This window comes from Bradyrhizobium sp. (assembly GCF_035652035.1).
GTDB lineage: Bacteria > Pseudomonadota > Alphaproteobacteria > Rhizobiales > Xanthobacteraceae > Bradyrhizobium.
The window spans coordinates 49882-66688 of record NZ_DASREO010000005.1 but is presented as its reverse complement, the minus strand read 5'-3'; the positions used below and the strand labels follow the sequence as shown (position 1 = coordinate 66688).

The 16807-nt window shown below is 62.8% G+C and carries 18 protein-coding genes and 1 other RNA gene; 12 read left to right on the top strand and 7 right to left on the bottom strand.

Annotated elements, in window-relative coordinates; genetic code table 11:
* Positions 1-91: 91 nt before the first annotated feature.
* Complete coding sequence (locus VFB05_RS01830) at positions 92-472, top strand: hypothetical protein (RefSeq protein ID WP_325008147.1); 381 nt, start codon at positions 92-94, stop codon at positions 470-472.
* Between the two features lie 227 nt (positions 473-699).
* Here VFB05_RS01830 and VFB05_RS01825 read toward each other — a convergent pair whose 3' ends face one another.
* On the bottom strand, positions 700-1077 hold the full coding sequence (locus VFB05_RS01825) for a rhodanese-like domain-containing protein (RefSeq protein ID WP_325008145.1): 378 nt from the start codon (positions 1075-1077) through the stop codon (positions 700-702).
* A gap of 208 nt (positions 1078-1285) precedes the next feature.
* On the opposite strand from VFB05_RS01825, the gene VFB05_RS01820 reads away from it, so the two are divergent.
* On the top strand, positions 1286-2575 hold the full coding sequence (locus tag VFB05_RS01820) for an MFS transporter (RefSeq protein ID WP_325008143.1): 1290 nt from the start codon (positions 1286-1288) through the stop codon (positions 2573-2575).
* On the opposite strand, the gene VFB05_RS01815 is transcribed toward VFB05_RS01820, so the two are convergent.
* Positions 2572-3192: a TetR/AcrR family transcriptional regulator gene (locus VFB05_RS01815; RefSeq protein WP_325008141.1), complete on the bottom strand. Its 621-nt coding sequence runs from the start codon at positions 3190-3192 to the stop codon at positions 2572-2574. The two genes, VFB05_RS01820 and VFB05_RS01815, sit on opposite strands and share 4 nt — an antisense overlap.
* Before the next feature lie 77 nt (positions 3193-3269).
* Between VFB05_RS01815 and VFB05_RS01810 the strand changes: the two genes are divergently transcribed.
* The 8 genes from VFB05_RS01810 to VFB05_RS01775 all read left to right on the top strand — a co-directional run bounded on the left by VFB05_RS01810 (position 3270) and on the right by VFB05_RS01775 (position 12082).
* Entirely contained in the window at positions 3270-4502 is a 1233-nt protein-coding gene (locus tag VFB05_RS01810) for a cytochrome P450 (RefSeq protein ID WP_325008139.1), read from the top strand.
* 161 nt (positions 4503-4663) lie between these two features.
* Positions 4664-8347, top strand: a complete 3684-nt coding sequence (locus VFB05_RS01805; RefSeq protein ID WP_325008136.1) for an AsmA-like C-terminal region-containing protein — start codon at positions 4664-4666, stop codon at positions 8345-8347.
* Between the two features lie 126 nt (positions 8348-8473).
* Complete coding sequence (locus VFB05_RS01800; RefSeq protein WP_325008134.1) at positions 8474-8965, top strand: DUF6644 family protein; 492 nt, start codon at positions 8474-8476, stop codon at positions 8963-8965.
* Between the two features lie 36 nt (positions 8966-9001).
* Positions 9002-9499: a DUF6644 family protein gene (locus VFB05_RS01795; RefSeq protein WP_325008132.1), complete on the top strand. Its 498-nt coding sequence runs from the start codon at positions 9002-9004 to the stop codon at positions 9497-9499.
* Between the two features lie 116 nt (positions 9500-9615).
* On the top strand, positions 9616-10461 hold the full coding sequence (locus tag VFB05_RS01790) for a hypothetical protein (RefSeq protein WP_325008131.1): 846 nt from the start codon (positions 9616-9618) through the stop codon (positions 10459-10461).
* A 192-nt stretch (positions 10462-10653) separates the two neighbouring features.
* Entirely contained in the window at positions 10654-11079 is a 426-nt protein-coding gene (locus VFB05_RS01785) for a DUF6152 family protein (protein WP_325008129.1), read from the top strand.
* 52 nt (positions 11080-11131) lie between these two features.
* Positions 11132-11572 carry a DUF6152 family protein gene (locus tag VFB05_RS01780; protein ID WP_325008127.1) on the top strand — a complete coding sequence of 147 codons (441 nt, stop codon included), beginning with the start codon at positions 11132-11134 and terminating at the stop codon, positions 11570-11572.
* A gap of 12 nt (positions 11573-11584) precedes the next feature.
* Entirely contained in the window at positions 11585-12082 is a 498-nt protein-coding gene (locus VFB05_RS01775; protein WP_325008299.1) for a cytochrome c, read from the top strand.
* Positions 12083-12084: 2 nt separating this feature from the next.
* Here the strand turns inward: VFB05_RS01775 and VFB05_RS01770 are convergent, their stop codons facing one another.
* The 5 genes from VFB05_RS01770 to ssrA form a co-directional block, all read right to left on the bottom strand.
* Positions 12085-12381, bottom strand: a complete 297-nt coding sequence (locus VFB05_RS01770) for a ribbon-helix-helix domain-containing protein (protein ID WP_325008125.1) — start codon at positions 12379-12381, stop codon at positions 12085-12087.
* Positions 12378-12566, bottom strand: coding sequence for a DUF4169 family protein (locus VFB05_RS01765; protein WP_325008123.1), 189 nt, complete (start codon positions 12564-12566; stop codon positions 12378-12380). The genes VFB05_RS01770 and VFB05_RS01765 overlap by 4 nt, the downstream gene beginning before the upstream one ends.
* A 354-nt stretch (positions 12567-12920) precedes the next feature.
* Positions 12921-14345, bottom strand: a complete 1425-nt coding sequence (fumC, locus tag VFB05_RS01760; protein ID WP_325008120.1) for a class II fumarate hydratase — start codon at positions 14343-14345, stop codon at positions 12921-12923.
* A 51-nt stretch (positions 14346-14396) separates the two neighbouring features.
* Entirely contained in the window at positions 14397-14900 is a 504-nt protein-coding gene (locus VFB05_RS01755) for an SspB family protein (RefSeq protein ID WP_325008118.1), read from the bottom strand.
* 144 nt (positions 14901-15044) lie between these two features.
* Positions 15045-15411, bottom strand: a transfer-messenger RNA (tmRNA) gene (gene ssrA / locus VFB05_RS01750).
* A 124-nt stretch (positions 15412-15535) separates the two neighbouring features.
* Here ssrA and VFB05_RS01745 point away from each other — a divergent pair.
* Positions 15536-16132, top strand: a complete 597-nt coding sequence (locus tag VFB05_RS01745; RefSeq protein WP_325008116.1) for a chromate transporter — start codon at positions 15536-15538, stop codon at positions 16130-16132.
* The gene (locus tag VFB05_RS01740; RefSeq protein ID WP_325008114.1) at positions 16129-16665 is read left to right on the top strand and encodes a chromate transporter; all 537 of its coding nucleotides are present in this window, start codon (positions 16129-16131) and stop codon (positions 16663-16665) included. The genes VFB05_RS01745 and VFB05_RS01740 overlap by 4 nt, the downstream gene beginning before the upstream one ends.
* Positions 16666-16807 lie beyond the last annotated feature (142 nt).

The following is a 16807-nucleotide window of genomic DNA, read 5'->3' as shown; positions in this document are numbered from 1 at the left end:
CCAGCCACACTGGCATCGTACGATCGCTGTGTTCGTTTGGTTCTGACATTCGCAAATTTGCAGCTGCGATATTTACTTCGAGAAATTCGCCATGGCGATGCGCTGGTTCAACAAGCCCAAGCCCAAGGAGATATGGGAAGAGCCCGCGGCCTTGCAACTCGGGGATATCGAGGCCGCGCATCGCATCCGCGATATCTGCCGCTCCGCCTCGGACAGCGCCGCCAAGGCGGCCGCTCCCGATAGCAAAAACCGGCAGGACGAATTTCAGCGCTATGAGCGCGCGGCGCGCGCTGCGATGGAAACCGCCATGAAGGTCGGCGACGACCTGCTCCGCGACTCCGCCGTGCGCCAGATCGTCGATTTGTGTTTCATGGCCGACGATCAGCGGACGGCGCGGATTTTATTTCGCGCGATCCAGGCGGCGTCCATTCGCGAGGACGTGCTGCGCGATCACCCGCAGCTCGAGACTTAGCTTTCTTATCCCTCCCCCGCGGAACGCGCGGGGAGGGTGGCCGTCGCGAAGCGACGGTCGGGTGGGGCCTAGCGTCGTACGGAAATTAGATGCCCGCAGTGATTATCGAGAACCCCCACCCCGGCTCGCTTCGAAGCGCAAGAGCGCTTCCGAGCTCGCCGACCCTCCCCGCAGGGGGAGGGAGAAGGACGAGCAGGCGGAGAGAGGTGAAGCGTGTCAGCGCCCGCTTACTTCTCGACCGCGCCGCCGCATTCGCACCAGTCCTTGAAGCCGCCGATATTGTAGACCTCGCCATAGCCCATGTCCTTGAGCAGCTTGCCGGCAAGCGCGGCGCGCCCGCCCGAGGCGCAGTAGATCAGCACGGTCTTGTCTTTCGAAAAATTCTTGTCGTGGGTCGGCGAATCCGGATCGGCGCGAAACTCGAGCAGTCCGCGCGAGACGTGAACTGCGCCGGCAGCCTTGCCGCTCGCCTGCACTTCCGTACCGTCCCGAATGTCGAGGAGCAGCGTATTGCCTTTGGCGATCTTCTCGCGCGCTTCGGTCGCGCTGATCTTCGGGACCGCGGCGTTGGCGGCTTCCATCATCTGCTTGACACCGAGTGCCATGTTTTACCTCCCAAGTTTTGCCTTCTAAGTCTTTACCTGCAACGTCATTGAGCGAAGCATAGTATTGCCTAGCTCTACTCCTTCCTTCTCGTCATTGCGAGGAGCGTAACGACGCAATCCAGTGCTGCATCCAGATGCGGGTGGATTGCTTCGCTATCGCTCGCAATGACGGATATAGTTTTTCTCCGGCAGACGCCAAGGACCACCGATGCGACGACTTCCGTTTTTCTATGGCTGGATCATCATCACGGTGACCTTCGTCACCATGGCGATCGGCGTCAACGCCCGCACCGCCTTTTCGCTGCTGTTTCCGCCGATCCTCGGCGAGTTCGGCTGGGATCGCGGCGTCACCGCCGGCGCCTTCTCCTTTGGCTTTGTGGTGTCGGCGGTCGCAAGCCCCCTGATCGGACGCCTGATGGATCGTTTCGGTCCGCGCAGCGTGATGGAGCTCGGCGTGGCGCTGATGGCATGCGGCTTGCTGCTGGCGCCGCTGCTGAGCGAGCCATGGCATCTTTATCTGACCATCGGCGTTCTCGTCGGCGCGGGCAGCATCTGCCTCGGCTATACCGGACAATCGCTGTTTCTCCCCAACTGGTTTCACCGCAGCCGCGGTCTTGCGATCGGGCTCGCTTTCGCCGGCGTCGGCGTCGGGTCGGTGACGCTATTGCCCTGGGTGCAGGTGATGATCGATCACAGTGGCTGGCGGGCCGCCTGCACCGCGATGGGGCTCTTGCTTCTGATCGTGCTGGCGCCGATCAATCTCTTGTTGCGCAAACGCCCCGAGGATATCGGCCTTCTTCCTGACGGCGAAGCCGCGCCGTCGCCGAGCGCGCCGAAGCCGGTATCGAACGTGGTCGATCCCGCCTGGGCCAACACCGACTGGACGCTGCCGCGCGCGCTCGCGACCGCGCGCTTCTGGTGGCTTGCGGTCGGCTATTTCGGCGGGCTTTACATCTGGTACGCCGTGCAGGTGCATCAGACCAAATATCTGCTCGACATCGGCTTCACTCCTGCGGTCGCGGTGTGGTCGCTCGGCGCGGTCAGTCTTCTGGGCATTCCCGGCCAGATCTTTCTCGGCCACGTCTCCGACCGGATCGGACGCGAATCGGTCTGGGCGATCGGCTGTGCCGGCTTTGCGATCTGCTTTGCCGCGCTGATGGCGCTCCCTGAATTTCATTCGCTGGCGCTGATCTACCTCATGGTGTTTACGCAAGGCGCGCTCGGCTACGGCTTGACGTCGGTCATGGGCCCGATCGTGGTCGAAATCTTTCAAGGCAAGCATTACGGCAGCATCTTTGGGACCATCCAGGTTGCGGCGCTCTGCGGCGGCGCGGCGGGACCGTGGGTGACCGGTCTGCTGCATGACGTCACCGGAAATTACACGGCGGCCTTCCTGATCGCGATCGGCATGAGCGCACTGTCCGCGCTCGCGATCTGGCGCGCGTCGCCGGGAAGGGTGCGCGCCGTCGCCGGAAAACTACGCGAGGCACAGGGTTAGTCGCGCGACGAGCCCGACACGCCGCCGAGCGCGCGTTGCAGGTCGGTGATCGCGCGCAGGAAACTGTCGGCGGGCGTGGTCTCCGGATCGATCAGGCGATGCAGCCGGAAGCCATCCTCCATCGCCAGCAGGATGGCGCCGGTCCAGGCGGCGTTCGGCGCCGGACGTCCGCTGCTTCGCATCGTAGTCTCGACGATCTCGGCAACGAGCTTGCGCCGCGCGCGCAGTCGTTTGGCGAGTTCCGGCCGGCGCTTCTCGGCGCGCGCCACATAGAGGATCATCTCCATGTGCAACAGCGGCGTGCGGCCGAGCGGATCCTGCTTTGAGCTGTCCACGCTTTTCAGCGCCTGGATGAAGTCAGCCGGATCCTTGTGCTTCTCGAGCAAATCGAGATTGCGCCGGATCGATTGCGCGACGTGTTCCTCGAGCATGGCGATGATCAATTCATCCTTGCTCGTGAAGTTCGAATAAAAGGCGCCGCGGGAAAAACCGGCCGTGGCCGCGATCGCCTCGATCGAGGCGCCGCCGATACCCTGTTCCTCGAAAACACGCGCGGCAGCCTCGAACAACTTCTCGCGGGTGTCGTCCCGGGTCGGCCTAGTGCGAACTCTTGACATTTTGCGGTTTTAGACGAGAATGCAACTCAATACAATATTGTATCGAGTTGCAAACGCCAAAACCGAGGAAGACGCCCATGAGCGAGCATGCCGAGGCCAAGGCAACCGCGCCGCTGTTCAATCCGCTGTCGCCGGATTTCATCAGGGATCCCTATCCGCATTACGACTTGCTCCGCCGCGTCGACCCCGTGCACATCACGCCGCACGGCATGTATCTCGTCAGCCGCCATGCCGAAGTGAGCGGCGTCGTGCGCGACAAGCGCTTCGGTAAGGATTTCGTCGAGCGCTCGACGCGCCGCTACGGGCCGAAGATCATGGACGAACCGATCTTCCGTTCGATGAGCCACTGGATGCTGCAGCAGGACCCGCCGGATCACACCCGGCTGCGCGGCCTCGTGGTGAAGGCCTTCACCGCGCGGCGTGTCGAGGACATGCGGCCCCGCATTCAGGAGATCGTCGATCAGACGCTCGACCGCGTCATCCCGAACGGTCACATGGACCTGATCGAGGACTTTGCGTTCCGCCTGCCGGTCACGATCATTTGCGACATGCTCGGCATTCCCGAGGAGCACCGCGAGGTCTTCTACACCGGCTCGCGCGATGGCGGCCGCATCCTCGACCCGGTGCCGCTGTCGCCGCAGGAGATCGCGAACGGCAATGCGACCTACATGATGTCGCAGATGTATTTTCAGCAGCTGTTCGAGCTCAGGCGCAAACAGCCCGGCGACGACCTGACGACGCAACTGGTGCAGGCCGAGGAAGACGGTTCCAAGCTCACCAACGAGGAGCTGACGTCCAACATCATCCTGCTGTTCGGCGCCGGCCATGAGACCACCGTCAATTTGATCGGCAACGGCCTGTTGGCGCTTCATCGCAATCCGGACCAGCTGGCGCTGCTCAAGGCGAAACCGGAACTGATCACCAATGCGATAGAGGAGTTCCTGCGCTACGATTCCTCGGTGCAGATGACCGGCCGGGTGGCGCTGGAAGACATCGACGACCTCGCCGGCAAGAAGATCCCCAAGGGCGAGAGCGTGCTCTGCCTGCTCGGCTCGGCCAACCGCGATCCGGCGGTCTATCCGGATTCCCCCGACCGGCTCGACATTACGCGACCCAATGTGCGCCCGCTGTCGTTCGGCGGCGGCATCCACTTCTGCCTCGGCGCGCAACTGGCGCGGATCGAGGCCGAAGTCGCGATCTCGACCCTGCTGCGGCGGCTGCCGGAACTGCGGCTGGATGACGCGGAAAACCCGGAGTGGCGTCCGACCTTCGTCTTACGCGGCCTGAAGCGGTTGCCGGCCAGCTGGTGAACCCACGTCGCAGCCAATTGCTGTGACTTCGCCACAGTTCCCTTTATGATGGGAACGGCGGCACGCCGCTTGCTTATTATTGATTATTGGGCTTGAGGGCTGAGCTTGAGTGGTGCGGTTGCGCCCGCCACATGTCATCAGCGTCCTCAAAAGGAGACACCGTGCAGACGACGCTGCTCGGATTGGCGATTGCCTTCATCATCGCGCTGGTTGCTGCGCTGATCGGGCCGTATTTCGTCGACTGGAATCAGTTCCGGCCGCAATTCGAGGCCGAAGCGACGCAGGTGATCGGCGCTCCGGTGCGGGTTGCCGGCGAATTGCAGGCGCGCCTGTTGCCGTCCCCGACATTGCGGCTGCGTTCGGTCGTGGTCGGCGGCGCCAACGATCTCGGCAAGGTGCGGGCCGACAAGCTCGACGTCGAATTCAGCCTTGGCTCGCTGATGCGCGGCGAATGGCGCGCCACCGAACTCACGATCGGCGGCATGGCGCTCGATCTCGGGCTCGACCAGAAAGGCGCGATCGACTGGCCTAAGGGACAAGGAAAATTCAACCTCGGCTCGCTCGCCATCGACAAATTGCATCTGACCGGCCGTGCCGCGCTGCACGACGCGCTGAGCCATCACACGCTCGAGCTCAACGATATCGCCTTTTCCGGTGACGTCCGTTCGCTGGCCGGCTCGATGAAGGGCGACGGCAGCTTCACGTTATCCGGCGCGCGCTATCCGTTCCGCGTCTCGTCCGGCCAGACACCCGACGGTGACGCTACACGGCTGCATCTCGTCGTCGATTCCAGCCAGCGGCCGGTGTCGGCCGATCTCGACGGGCTATTGAGCTTCGAAGGACGCAGCCCCCGCTTTGACGGCGCGATCACCTGGGCTGCGACGGCGGGGGCCAAGGGAGACAAGGGCGCCGAGCCGACCGCGCCTTGGCGCGTGACGGCGAAGATCAAGGCCGATCACGCCGCGGCAAAACTCGACCAGATCGAGGCGAGCTATGGCGCGGACGATGCCGCGCTCAAAGTCGCCGGCACCGGCGATATCTCCTTCGGCGCGTCGCCGCTGCTACATGCCGCACTGTCGGCGCGGCAACTCGACGCCGATCGTTTCGCGGCGAGGGAAGCCGGAACCAAAGAAGGCGGCGCCAAACAAACCAGTCCGAAGGATGTTGTTGCCGCTGAGCCGGTCCGGGTGCTGCCCGCGTTGCGAGGCTTGATGGCCGCGTTGCCGTCCTCGCCTATCCCGGCGAAGCTCGAACTGTCGAGCGAGCAGATCGTGCTGGGCGGGCGCAGCCTGCAGAATCTCGACGCGGAGCTTCGCACCGATACGAAGTCGTGGACGATCGATCGCCTCGACGTCCGCGCGCCGGGCGCCACTCATGTCGCGCTCTCGGGCCGCACGCCGGACGCGGGCTCCGGCCATTTCAAGGGCGCGCTATCGATCGAGTCGTCCGACCCCGATGCGCTGGTGATGTGGTTGCAGGGACGGAGCGAGCCGGCCTATCGCAGCCAGAGCCCTTTCAAGCTGAACGGCGACGTCGATATCGCCGGCAATGGTGTCGTGATCGAGAACGTCAAGTGCGAGCTCGATGGCGGCTCGGTTGCCGGGCGAATTGCCGTGACACACGATGCCTCGGGCCGCATCGCGCTCGACGCGGCGCTGAAGGCCGACCGCCTCGATCTCGATGCCGCGAACGCGTTTGCGCGCGCCGTGCTCGGTCCGCAAGGCGACTGGCCGGAGCGGGCCAGACTTTCGCTCGAGGTCAATCACGCCGTCTCGGCCGGGCAGGACCTGCATCCGTTCGCGGCGAAGTTCGGCTATGATCCGAAGACGTGGACGCTGGAATCCCTGAAGATCGGCGAGGCCGCGGGCGTCATGCTGGAGGGCGCGGGATCCTTCGATCGCGCCAACGCGACCGGCAAGCTGACGCTTGATACAAACGCTCCGTCATTGTCGCGGATCGCGGGCGCGGTCACGCCGTTATGGCCGCAGGTCGCCACGCGGCTGAACGCCATGAAGCTCAGTCCGGGCCCGGCGCATGTGCGACTCGCGCTCGCCGTCGACAGGGAAAGTGGCCGCGCCGATCGCACCAACGCGCAAGCCTCGATCGATCTCGACGCGCCGCAGTTCAAGGGGTCGGTGACGCTGGCGGCGAAGCCCGGCACCGCGAGCCTTCGCGACGCCGATCTCGACAAGCTCATGCACGGTGACGTCACGGTCGACACCAAGCTGTCGTCGGAGCAGGGCGGATCGCTCCTGACATTGCTGGGGCTCGATGGTGTGATTGCCGCGCGCGAAGGACCAGGGCAGCTTCAGGGCTCGATCAGCGGCGCGTGGGGCGCGCCGCTTCGCGTCAAGCTCGATCTCACCGGCGCCGGTTTTGAAGCCGTGGCGCAAGGTACCGCCGACCCGTTCAAGTCGATGGACCTCAAGGCGATCCAGGCCAATCTCTCGCTGAAGGCGCGCGGCCTCAACCTGTCGCCGCTGTTCGACGTCAAGCCATCGGACCGGCTGGCGCAGGATATCGGCCTCACCTCGCGCGTTGCGCTTGCCGGCGGCAAGCTCACTTTCGATGACGTTGACGGCACCATGGCAGGGTCGCGGCTGCGCGGGCGCCTGGCGGTGACGCTCGACGGCGAGCGCAAGGTCGACGGCGAACTCGGTCTCGACTCGCTGGACCTTGCGCCTGCGCTGGCGCTGATGATCGGTGCGGCCGGGCGCGACGCATCCGAGCCGTTTGGCAGCGGTTTCTTGAAAAACTGGCGCGGACAGATCGCGTTTCAGGCGTTGCGCGGCACGCTGCCGAGCGGCAGCGAATTGCGCCCCCTCAGCGGCACGGTCAAAGGCGATGGCCAGTCGCTGATCGTGGATAATATCAAGGGCGGCATCGGCAGCGGCGAGGCGAGCGGCAACATCGAAGCGAGACAAACCCCGAGCGGCCTGTCGTTCAATGCCCGCATTGCGCTGAGCGGCGTCGATGGCAGCGCCTTGCATTATCGCGCGCTTGCGATGCCCGAAGGGCGCGCATCGGCGCAGATGACGCTGTCGAGCCAGGGACGTAGCGCGTCGGCGCTGACCGGCGCGATTTCGGGAAGCGGCACCGTCACGCTGGAAGCCGCCCGCATCACGGGTCTCGATCCCCGCGCCTTCGATGTCGCGATCCGCGCGAGCGACACCAGCCAGCCGATCGACGACCAGCGCCTGCGCAAGATCGTCGAGCCGGCCCTGTCGGGCGGCGCGCTTCTGGTGTCGTCGGCGCAAATCCCGTTCACCATTCGCGATGGACGCCTTCGCGTCAGCGCAACCGCGCTTCAGGCAGAAGGCGTCCGGGCCATCGTCTCCGGCGGTTATGACATTACCGCAGACCAGGCCGATATTCGCGCCACGCTCGCAGCCCCCGGCGTCACCGGACAGGCGAGCCCGCCGGAAATTGCGATTTTCGCGGCCGGCTCGCCCGATGGGCTCGACCGGACCGTCGACGTTGCGGCGCTGTCGTCGTGGCTTGCGGTGAGGACGATCGACCGCGAGACCAAGCGGCTGGATTCGATCGAGCGCGGCGAGCCGACGCCGGCTGCGATTGCCCCGCCGGTCCCACAACCCGGTCCGCTGGATGCGACATCATCCGCCCCGCCGTCCGCCGAGCCGCCGCGACTCGCGCCGATCAAGCCGCGGGTCAATGCGCCGCGGCCACCGGTCGCGAGTGCGCCGGCCCCTGCCGCGAGCCAGCAGGCCCAGCAAGTGCCCCCGCCTTTGCCGCCGCCGATCGAGGTGCGGCCCGCGCCGCGTCCGGCCAGGCCAAGGCCCCCGCTGCAACTGACCCCGCCCACAGCGGCGCAGCCGGCGTTCTGAAGTTTCTCCTGACGAAACTATTTCTCGAAATTCCCCGCTAGCATGCGTCCATGAAAAAACGCGCCTTTCCCGGTTTCCTGACCAAAGGTACGTTGCGGCCGACGTTTTTTGGGGTCATCGGCCGCCATGACGCTGAACGAGATCTGTCACTGGATCGAACAGACGCAGCTGAGCCAGTCGATCGCGGCCGCCGGCTGGGTCGTTCCGACCGTGCAGACCATCCACATCCTCGGCATCGCGATGGTCGCGAGCTCCGCGCTGATGATCGATCTGCGCCTGATTGGCGTGTTCTGGGCCAACCGGCCGGTTGAGGCCGTGAAGGCACGCTTCCTGCCGCTGATCTGGTGGCCGCTGCTGCTTCTGCTTTTCACCGGCATCATCATGATCACCGCGGAGCCGGCGCGTTCGCTGAAGAACCCGGCGTTTCAGCTCAAGATGCTGCTGTTGCTTGGCGCGTTGACCGCCACTCTGGTGTTTCAATTTCTTCACCGGCGCAACGCCGCTTTCGGCGACGTCACGGGACCGCGCGCGGCCGCCGTGACGCTCGCCATCGTCTCGATCCTGCTTTGGTCGTCGATCATTTTTGCCGGGCGCTGGATCGCCTATTTCGCCGCCTAATTCATTGCCCCACATGCCAGCACAGGGATTGTCTCGGTGGAGATTGAGCGCGCTCTCGAATGGTTGCAGTCGACACCGGTCGCCATCGCGGTCGCCGAAAACGACATCCTGTTTCCGTGGATCGAGTCATTTCACGTTCTGGCGATTGTGCTCGTGGTCGGAACGATTTCGATCGTCGACTTGCGGCTGCTGGGTGTCGCCTCGCTCGACATCAGCGCGAAGCGGCTGATGAACGACATCATCCCCTATACATGGGTCGCCTTTGCGGTGGCCGCGATCACGGGATCGCTGATGTTTTCATCCGATGCAACTCACTACGCGCATAATCGCCTGTTTCAGGCCAAGCTCGTCATGCTTGTGCTGGCCGGCCTCAACATGGCGGTATTTCATGTCTTCGGCGTGCGCGACATCGAGCGCTGGGAAGCGCCGGGAGCGAGGCCGCCGGCCGCCGCAAAGACGGCGGCAACCATTTCACTTCTGGTCTGGATCACAGTGGTCTCGCTCGGCCGCGGCACCGGCTTCACGATGCACTGACTTCTGGATGGATTGACTTCACATTGAAACACGTTCTGGCTAGCCTTTAAGTTGAGTTGCCGAGGCCTTCTTGAGATCGCTCTTTTGATCACTCATCTTCGTTCGGAGACATGCACGTGAAATCGGGTCCCATCGGTATCGCTTCTGTTGCCATCCTTACCCTTGCGTTGTCGTCTTCCTTGGTGCTTGCGCAAGCACCGAAGAAAGAACCCACGGTCATCAACCCGCCGCCGACGGCGCAGGACTGGGCGGACATCGCCAAATTGCCGGACTGGAGCGGCGTCTGGAATCCGAAGATCACCGATCAGGATCAGCAGGTGAAAACCAATCCGCCGCCATGGAATGAAGAGGCCGCCAAGAAGGTCCAGCACATGTTCGAGGAGGAGAAGGCCGGCCGTCCGACGCTGATCTTCGCCAACTGCCTGCCCGAGGCGCTTCCGTCGTGGATGCTGGTCACCCACAACGCGATGGAGATCCTGTTCACGCCGGGCCGCGTGACCATGCTGGGCGAATCCGACGGCAATCGTCTTCGTCGTATTTACACCGACGGAAGAGGCCACTCCGAGCATTCCGATCCGACCTTCCACGGCCATTCGATCGGCCATTGGGAAGGCGACACCCTGGTGGTCGACACCACCGATATCGTTCCCGAGGCGCCGCTCGCCGTCAGCGAGGCGGTTGGCCTGCCCAACAACGGCGACATGCACGTGATCGAGCGCATTCATCTCGCCGACAAGGACATCCTGCATGATGATCTCGAGATCATCGCGCCGCATCTTCTCACCAAGCCGTGGAAGACCACGCGCATCTTCTTCCGTCAGCGTGCGCGCAAGTTCGACATCGTCGAAGGCGTCTGCGCCACCGGCGACCTGGTCGAGCGCGTCAATGCGGATGGCGACCATGTTTTTGTGCCCGTCCAGAAATCCGAATGGGGCCACACCACGGCCGTTCCGGCGAAGTAGACTAGTGGTTCTGATTCTAACATTTGCTAGCCACTCTCGGCGCGCACTTTTGCAAATGTTAGAATCAAAAGACCACTAGCAAATAAAGGTTTCTAGTGGAGTTTTTGATTTGACATTCGCTTTCAGACTCTGCGGCCCAAGGGGTAACGAATGTCAAATTCACTCCACTAGCAAGAAAATCAGGAGATGATCATGCGACAACTTTTGAAGACGACCGGCGCATTCGCCGTCTTTGCGCTCGTGGCGACCGGAATCACGGGCGCGGCCGCGCATCATTCGGCGGCAATGTTCGACTTCTCGAAAAAGATAACGATGAAAGGCAAGGTGGTGGAAATGCGCTGGGTCAACCCGCATGTCACGATCACCATCAACGGCTCTCCCACGCCGGATGAAGCGCCGACCGAATGGCTGATGGAAACGACGAGCCCCGGCAATCTGACGCGCGTCGGCGGCTGGCGGCGCGATATCATCAAGCCCGGCGACGAGATCGAGGTGACCTTCCACCCCGAACGCGAGGCCGGCAAGAAGGATGGGCTGCTCCGGGAGATGAAGCTGCTCTCGACCGGCGAAGTTTTCCCGGCCAATATCCGCGACCAGGAGAAGCCTGGCCTCGAATGAATCAGGTGCGCGGCGGGGCAGCCGCGAAAAGAACGTCAAGGGGGGGATGACGATGCGGCCTGTTCCGAAATCGATCGGCGTGAAATCAATCGGCTTGTTTGCCGTCCTGGCGATCGCGGCCGCGGGAATTTCGCGAAGCTCCGCGCACCACTCGGGGGCGATGTTCGACATGTTGCGGAGCGAAGTGCTCAAGGGCAAGTTGGTGGAGCTGCGCTGGGTCAACCCGCATGTCACGCTGACCGTGACAGGCACGCTCAAATCAGGCGAAGCGCCGGCCGAATGGCTGATCGAAACCACGAGCCCCGGAAGCCTGACGCGGCTCGACGAGGGCTGGCGGCAAGACGTCGCGCAGCGAGGCGAGGCGGTCGAGGTGGTGTTCCATCCGCACCGCGAAGGCAAAAGGCTGGGCCTGTTGCGTCAGCTGACGACGCTAGCCAACGGCCGGGTCTACGCGACCAATCTCCGCGACCGGCAAATAGCGGACAACGAATAGAGCGTGAGCCGGATGCGTCCCGCCCCCAAACAAAGCCGCATGCTGATCGGCGTGCTCGCAGCCGCGCTCGGTGTCGCCGCGTTGCCGGCTTCTGCGGAAGATCAACCGCCGCCCAAGGACACCATCTTCGCCCGCAAGATCGTGATGGGCGAGATCGACATGAACATGGACGAGATCGAGACGATGCTCGCGCCGGAAGGCAAGCTCGAGCTGTCAGACGCCCAGGAGCATGCGGAAGTGATCTCGACGCTCTTGATGGCGTTTCCGCACCTGTTTCCGCCTTCGACCAATCAATGGAAGGAAGGCGCGACCCGCGATCCCGCGACCGACACGTTTGCCAATCCGGCGATCTGGTCAAATTTTTCCGACTTCTACAAGCGCGCGACCGAAGCCTCGAAAATCGCCTGGAATGCAAGCCACGCCAAAAAGCCCGACGAGTTCAGGGCCCAGATCAAGGAATTGCGGCTGCGTTGCAATGGCTGCCACGCGCTCAATATGAAAACGGAATAGTTTCAGGTGCGCGGCTGGTTCGGACCGTCATGGCGCGGGTTTGACTCCGCCGCCGACGACGGCGTGGCTCCCCCGGCGGCCTGTGCGCGCGAGCGGAAATAATCCAGCACGAAAAGCCGGATCGCCGAGGACAGATTGCCTTGCTGGCGATTGCTGTCGATCTCGCCGACCAGTTCGGACAGCGTGATGTTTCGAAGGCCGGAGATTTCCTTCATGCCGTTCCAGAAGGCTTCCTCCAGGCTGACGCTGGTCTTATGACCCGCGACCACGATCGATCGTTTCACGACGGGCGACTTCATGATGCATCTCCGCCGTCGATGCGATGCTGGTCGAGCAGCTCGCGCGCCCGCTGGTCACGCGCTTCCTCCAGCTTGCGCTCGGACTTCGTGCGGCCGAATCGCGTGCGATTGGCGGCAGCCTCAGCTTCCGCCTGCTCGCGCTCTGCGCGTTTCCTGAATTGCTTTAGATTGACCAAATCCCCCATGGCTGCCCCCGTTATGCAAATCGCCGGCCTGCAGCCGGCCGAAGGCGCATACGATTATTCAGCTTGTCGCGATGCTTACCCATGATGGCCCGAAAATTGACATCATGGTTCAATGAAGCGGCTCGGCTTTGAGCTAGATCAATCGCACTGAAAGCTGCTGGATACGTGCAAGGCAGCCCGATCCTCATTATGAAATTCCCCATTATTCGGTCTGATCGCAAATGTAGTGTGTCGATTTTCCGACAAATAATTTTTGCTCTACCACGTGCAAGCGCCGCCGTAAAAGCCAATCAACCATAATTCTTTAGACGATACGGCGTTTTGTTGTCCCCTTTACATAATGACAAGCACCTTTCATCCCGGGTGCGTCATTTCGCGCGGCTTCACCAGACGGTCGAACTCGCTGGCAGAAACATATCCAAGCCTGACCGCCTCCTCCTTCAAGGTGGTGCCGCGGGCATGCGCGGATTTGGCCACTTTGGCCGCATTATCGTAGCCAATCTTCGGGGCCAGCGCCGTCACCAGCATCAGCGAACGCTCCATGAGTTCGTGGATGCGTTTTTCGTCGGCGCGTATACCCTCGACGCAGTGCTCCGTAAAAGAACGGGTCACATCGGCCATCAGTTGTATGGAATTCATCATACAATATGCCAAGAGTGGTTTGTAGACATTTAGTTCGAAATGGCCCTGGCTACCACCGGTTGTAATGGCCGTCTGATTGCCGAACACCTGGCAGCACACCATTGTGACGGCCTCACACTGCGTCGGATTGACCTTGCCGGGCATGATCGAGGAGCCCGGCTCGTTTTCGGGCAGGATCAGTTCGCCGAGGCCGGAGCGGGGGCCTGAGCCCAACAGGCGGATGTCGTTGGCGATCTTGAACAGGCCGGTTGCGGCCGCATTCAGCGCGCCATGCGCGAACACATAGGCGTCGTTGGACGCCAGCGCCTCGAACTTGTTGCCGGCGCTGACAAAGGGCAGGCGGGTGATTTTCGCGACGTGGCGGGCAAAGGTTTTCGCGAAACGCGGTTTCGAATTGAGGCCGGTGCCGACGGCCGTGCCGCCCTGCGCCAGCGGATAAAGCTCCTTCAACCCTGCGCGGATCCGCGCGATGCCGTGCTCGACCTGGGCGGCGTAGCCGGAAAACTCCTGGCCCAGCGTCAGCGGCGTCGCATCCTGGGTGTGGGTGCGGCCGATCTTGACGATATGTGCGAACGCCTTCTCTTTGGTCCGCAGCGCGCGGTGCAGCATCGTCAGCGCCGGCAACAGGTCGTGCGTGATCGCCATCGCTGCTGCGATATGCATCGCGGTCGGGAAGGAATCGTTCGACGACTGGCTCATATTGACGTGATCGTTCGGATGAACCGGCGACTTGGCGCCGAGCTTGCCGCCGAGCAATTCGCTGGCGCGATTGGCGATCACCTCGTTGAGGTTCATGTTGGTCTGGGTGCCGGAGCCGGTCTGCCAGACCACCAGCGGGAAGTGATCGTCGAATTTGCCGTCGATGACTTCACGCGCGGCGCGGGCGATGGCGCTTGCACGGCGCTGGTCGAGCAGGCGCAAGACGCGGTTGGTCTCGGCGGATGCCAGCTTGACGATGCCGAGCGCATGAATGATCTCGATCGGCATGCGGTCGCGGCCGATCCGGAAGTTCTGTCTGCTGCGCTCGGTCTGCGCACCCCAGTAACGGCTCGCGTCAACCTCGATCGGACCAAAACTGTCGGTCTCGGTGCGCGTCGCCATTTTTTTGGCAGTGGATGAAGATTTCGAACGGGCCATAGATCCTTGCCTTGTGGATTTTCGGCACCGTCAGGGAGTGGCAGCGGGCCGTTATTTCTTGCGGAAGCGATCGAGCCGTACCACTTCGGCGCCCTCGGCCGGCTTTTCCACCTCGTCCTTTTCCTCCGCAACCGGCGACGGCAAGGCGGAGGTTGCAGGTGCGGGCGCGGCCTCGCCTTCCTCGGCGGTCGCGGCCGCGTCAGTGGTCTCGAATTGCAGGCCGAACTGCACCGACGGATCGAAGAAGCTCTTGATCGCGCTGAAGGGAACGACGAGGCGCTCGGGGATTCCGCCGAATGACAGGCCGACCTCGAAGCGGTCTTCCGTCACCACCAGGTCCCAGAACTGGTGCTGGAGGATGACGGTCATCTCCTCCGGATATTGCGCCAGCAGGCGCGGCGACAGCTTTACGCCCTCGGCCGTCGAGGTGAAGGTTATGAAGAAATGATGGTCGCCCGGCAGGCCATGCTCGGCGGCATCCGCCAGCACGCGACGCAGCACCCCGCGCAGCGCGTCGCGGGCCAGTACGTCATATCGGATGTGATCGGTCGCCATGATCGGTCCTGTCGCGCGATTTTGAAACTATGATGTTTTCCCGAAGATGCCAGCGGTCGCGGCCGACTCGGAAAACGGGTTCCCTATCGTACCCCGCTCCTTCCAAGAGGTCAGCAGGGCGATTGGTCCCGGCAAAAGAAAGGAAGTGGAGGCTTCTGTTGCCAGGTGCCTCCGAACCCCGCCTAACGGAGCTTAACCCGCTAGGACTTTAAGATGGTCTTTCAAACTGCGTTACGCAGCCTGAGCAACCGGAGCATAGTTGTCGTTTGCAACTATTGCATGGCCCGATATCGGCGGAACCATACCGAGAAAAAACACGCCCTTTACGCCCTCGTCGATCCTGTTTCGCCCCCGCCGAAACCCACTCTTTCAGTGGTCTTTTCAGTGGGTTTTGGTGGAGGCGCCGGGTACTGCCCCCGGGTCCGAATGGTTTATTGCGACGGTCATTTATTTCCATAGCCAGCGAGCCGGCACCCTCAATATAGGGCGCAAAGGTTGAGAAAGACAGTGCCGGAAAAGTGCTGGAAACACTAAGCTTTGGGGAAACCCGATGGTCCAAATGCCCGGAGGGGTGAGAAGGGTGGATATGCCGGATTAAGGGTTGGCCCATTACGGGCCTCCCTTTAAATGAGGTCATGCCACCGGATTCGTCATCGGCCGCCGTCACCGCGCCGGATATCTCCAAATCCCCACCCAGCCTCATCACGCTCTTTGTCGCCTTCGCCAAGATGTCGCTGGCGGGTTTTGGCGGCGTGCTGGTGTGGGCGCGGCGCGGCATCGTCGACCAGCACAAATGGATGACGGCGGACGAGTTCAACGAGACCTTTGCGCTCTGCCATTTCCTGCCTGGTCCCAACATCGTCAATCTCACTTTCGTGTTCGGTTCGCGCCTTCGCGGCATTCCCGGCGCGATCGCGGCGTTCTCCGGACTGGTCGGCCCGCCGGCGCTGATCATGGTGATCATGGGCGTGCTCTATCACCGTTATGGCGAGATCGATGCGCTGCGCCGCATCCTGTCAGGCGTCGCCTGCGCCGCGATCGGTTTGATGCTCGCGGTGGTGTTCCGGATGATGACGCCGCTGTTCAAGCGGCGCGACGTCATCGCGCTACTCGTCATGGCCGTGGTCTTCATTGCCATCGGCATCGTGCGTTTGCCGCTGCCGCTGGTGCTCATTGTGGCCATACCGATCTCGATCGCGATCACCTGGTGGGTGCGGAGGCAGCCGGCATGAACTCCGATTCCAATCCGGTCGTGACGCTGGCCTGGACATTTGCCGTGATGTCGCTGTTTGCGGTTGGCGGCGCCAATTCGGCTATCCCGGAAATGCATCGCGTTGCGGTCGACGTGAACCATTGGCTGACCGACAAGCAGTTCACCGACGTCTACGCCATTGCGCAATTGTCGCCCGGACCGAACGTCTTGATCGTCACCCTGATCGGTTATTCGGTGGCGGGACTTTTGGGGGCGCTGGTGGCGACAATTGCGATGTGCGTGCCGACGGCGGTGCTGGCCTTGATCGTCAGCCGCTTTTTGACCCGCGCCAGCGAGTCGCGCTGGCCCGGCATCATCCAGACGGCGCTGGTGCCGCTGTCGATCGGGTTGATGGGCGCCAGCGGCTTTATCCTGGCGCGCACCTCGGACCGGACGGTGGTGGCGACGCTTGTCACGATCGGCGCGGCTGTGCTGGCCTCCATGACAAAACTCAACCCGCTGTGGATGCTGGTCGCCGGCGGCGCGCTGGGCTTTGCCGGCCTGATCGGGTGAGGTTTTGAGCCGGGGTTCCGGTCTTGCCGGAGCCGGGCCGAATGCTCACTTTTCGGGGTATAAGAGCGTATTGGCGACGAATCGGCATGTCGAACGGCCCGACCCGCCGTTAAAACTGCCGGTCCGACGAACGCCCATCCGA

What these genes read in the sequence shown, in the direction of transcription:
- VFB05_RS01830 (WP_325008147.1), top strand. Translation starts at nt 92, where the DNA reads ATGGCGATGCGCTGGTTCAACAAGCCCAAGCCCAAGGAGATATGGGAA.
- VFB05_RS01825 (WP_325008145.1), bottom strand. Translation starts at nt 1,077, where the DNA reads ATGGCACTCGGTGTCAAGCAGATGATGGAAGCCGCCAACGCCGCGGTC.
- VFB05_RS01820 (WP_325008143.1), top strand. Translation starts at nt 1,286, where the DNA reads ATGCGACGACTTCCGTTTTTCTATGGCTGGATCATCATCACGGTGACC.
- VFB05_RS01815 (WP_325008141.1), bottom strand. Translation starts at nt 3,192, where the DNA reads ATGTCAAGAGTTCGCACTAGGCCGACCCGGGACGACACCCGCGAGAAG.
- VFB05_RS01810 (WP_325008139.1), top strand. Translation starts at nt 3,270, where the DNA reads ATGAGCGAGCATGCCGAGGCCAAGGCAACCGCGCCGCTGTTCAATCCG.
- VFB05_RS01800 (WP_325008134.1), top strand. Translation starts at nt 8,474, where the DNA reads ATGACGCTGAACGAGATCTGTCACTGGATCGAACAGACGCAGCTGAGC.
- VFB05_RS01785 (WP_325008129.1), top strand. Translation starts at nt 10,654, where the DNA reads ATGCGACAACTTTTGAAGACGACCGGCGCATTCGCCGTCTTTGCGCTC.
- VFB05_RS01780 (WP_325008127.1), top strand. Translation starts at nt 11,132, where the DNA reads ATGCGGCCTGTTCCGAAATCGATCGGCGTGAAATCAATCGGCTTGTTT.
- VFB05_RS01775 (WP_325008299.1), top strand. Translation starts at nt 11,585, where the DNA reads ATGCGTCCCGCCCCCAAACAAAGCCGCATGCTGATCGGCGTGCTCGCA.
- VFB05_RS01770 (WP_325008125.1), bottom strand. Translation starts at nt 12,381, where the DNA reads ATGAAGTCGCCCGTCGTGAAACGATCGATCGTGGTCGCGGGTCATAAG.
- VFB05_RS01765 (WP_325008123.1), bottom strand. Translation starts at nt 12,566, where the DNA reads ATGGGGGATTTGGTCAATCTAAAGCAATTCAGGAAACGCGCAGAGCGC.
- fumC (WP_325008120.1), bottom strand. Translation starts at nt 14,345, where the DNA reads ATGGCCCGTTCGAAATCTTCATCCACTGCCAAAAAAATGGCGACGCGC.
- VFB05_RS01755 (WP_325008118.1), bottom strand. Translation starts at nt 14,900, where the DNA reads ATGGCGACCGATCACATCCGATATGACGTACTGGCCCGCGACGCGCTG.
- VFB05_RS01745 (WP_325008116.1), top strand. Translation starts at nt 15,536, where the DNA reads ATGCCACCGGATTCGTCATCGGCCGCCGTCACCGCGCCGGATATCTCC.
- VFB05_RS01740 (WP_325008114.1), top strand. Translation starts at nt 16,129, where the DNA reads ATGAACTCCGATTCCAATCCGGTCGTGACGCTGGCCTGGACATTTGCC.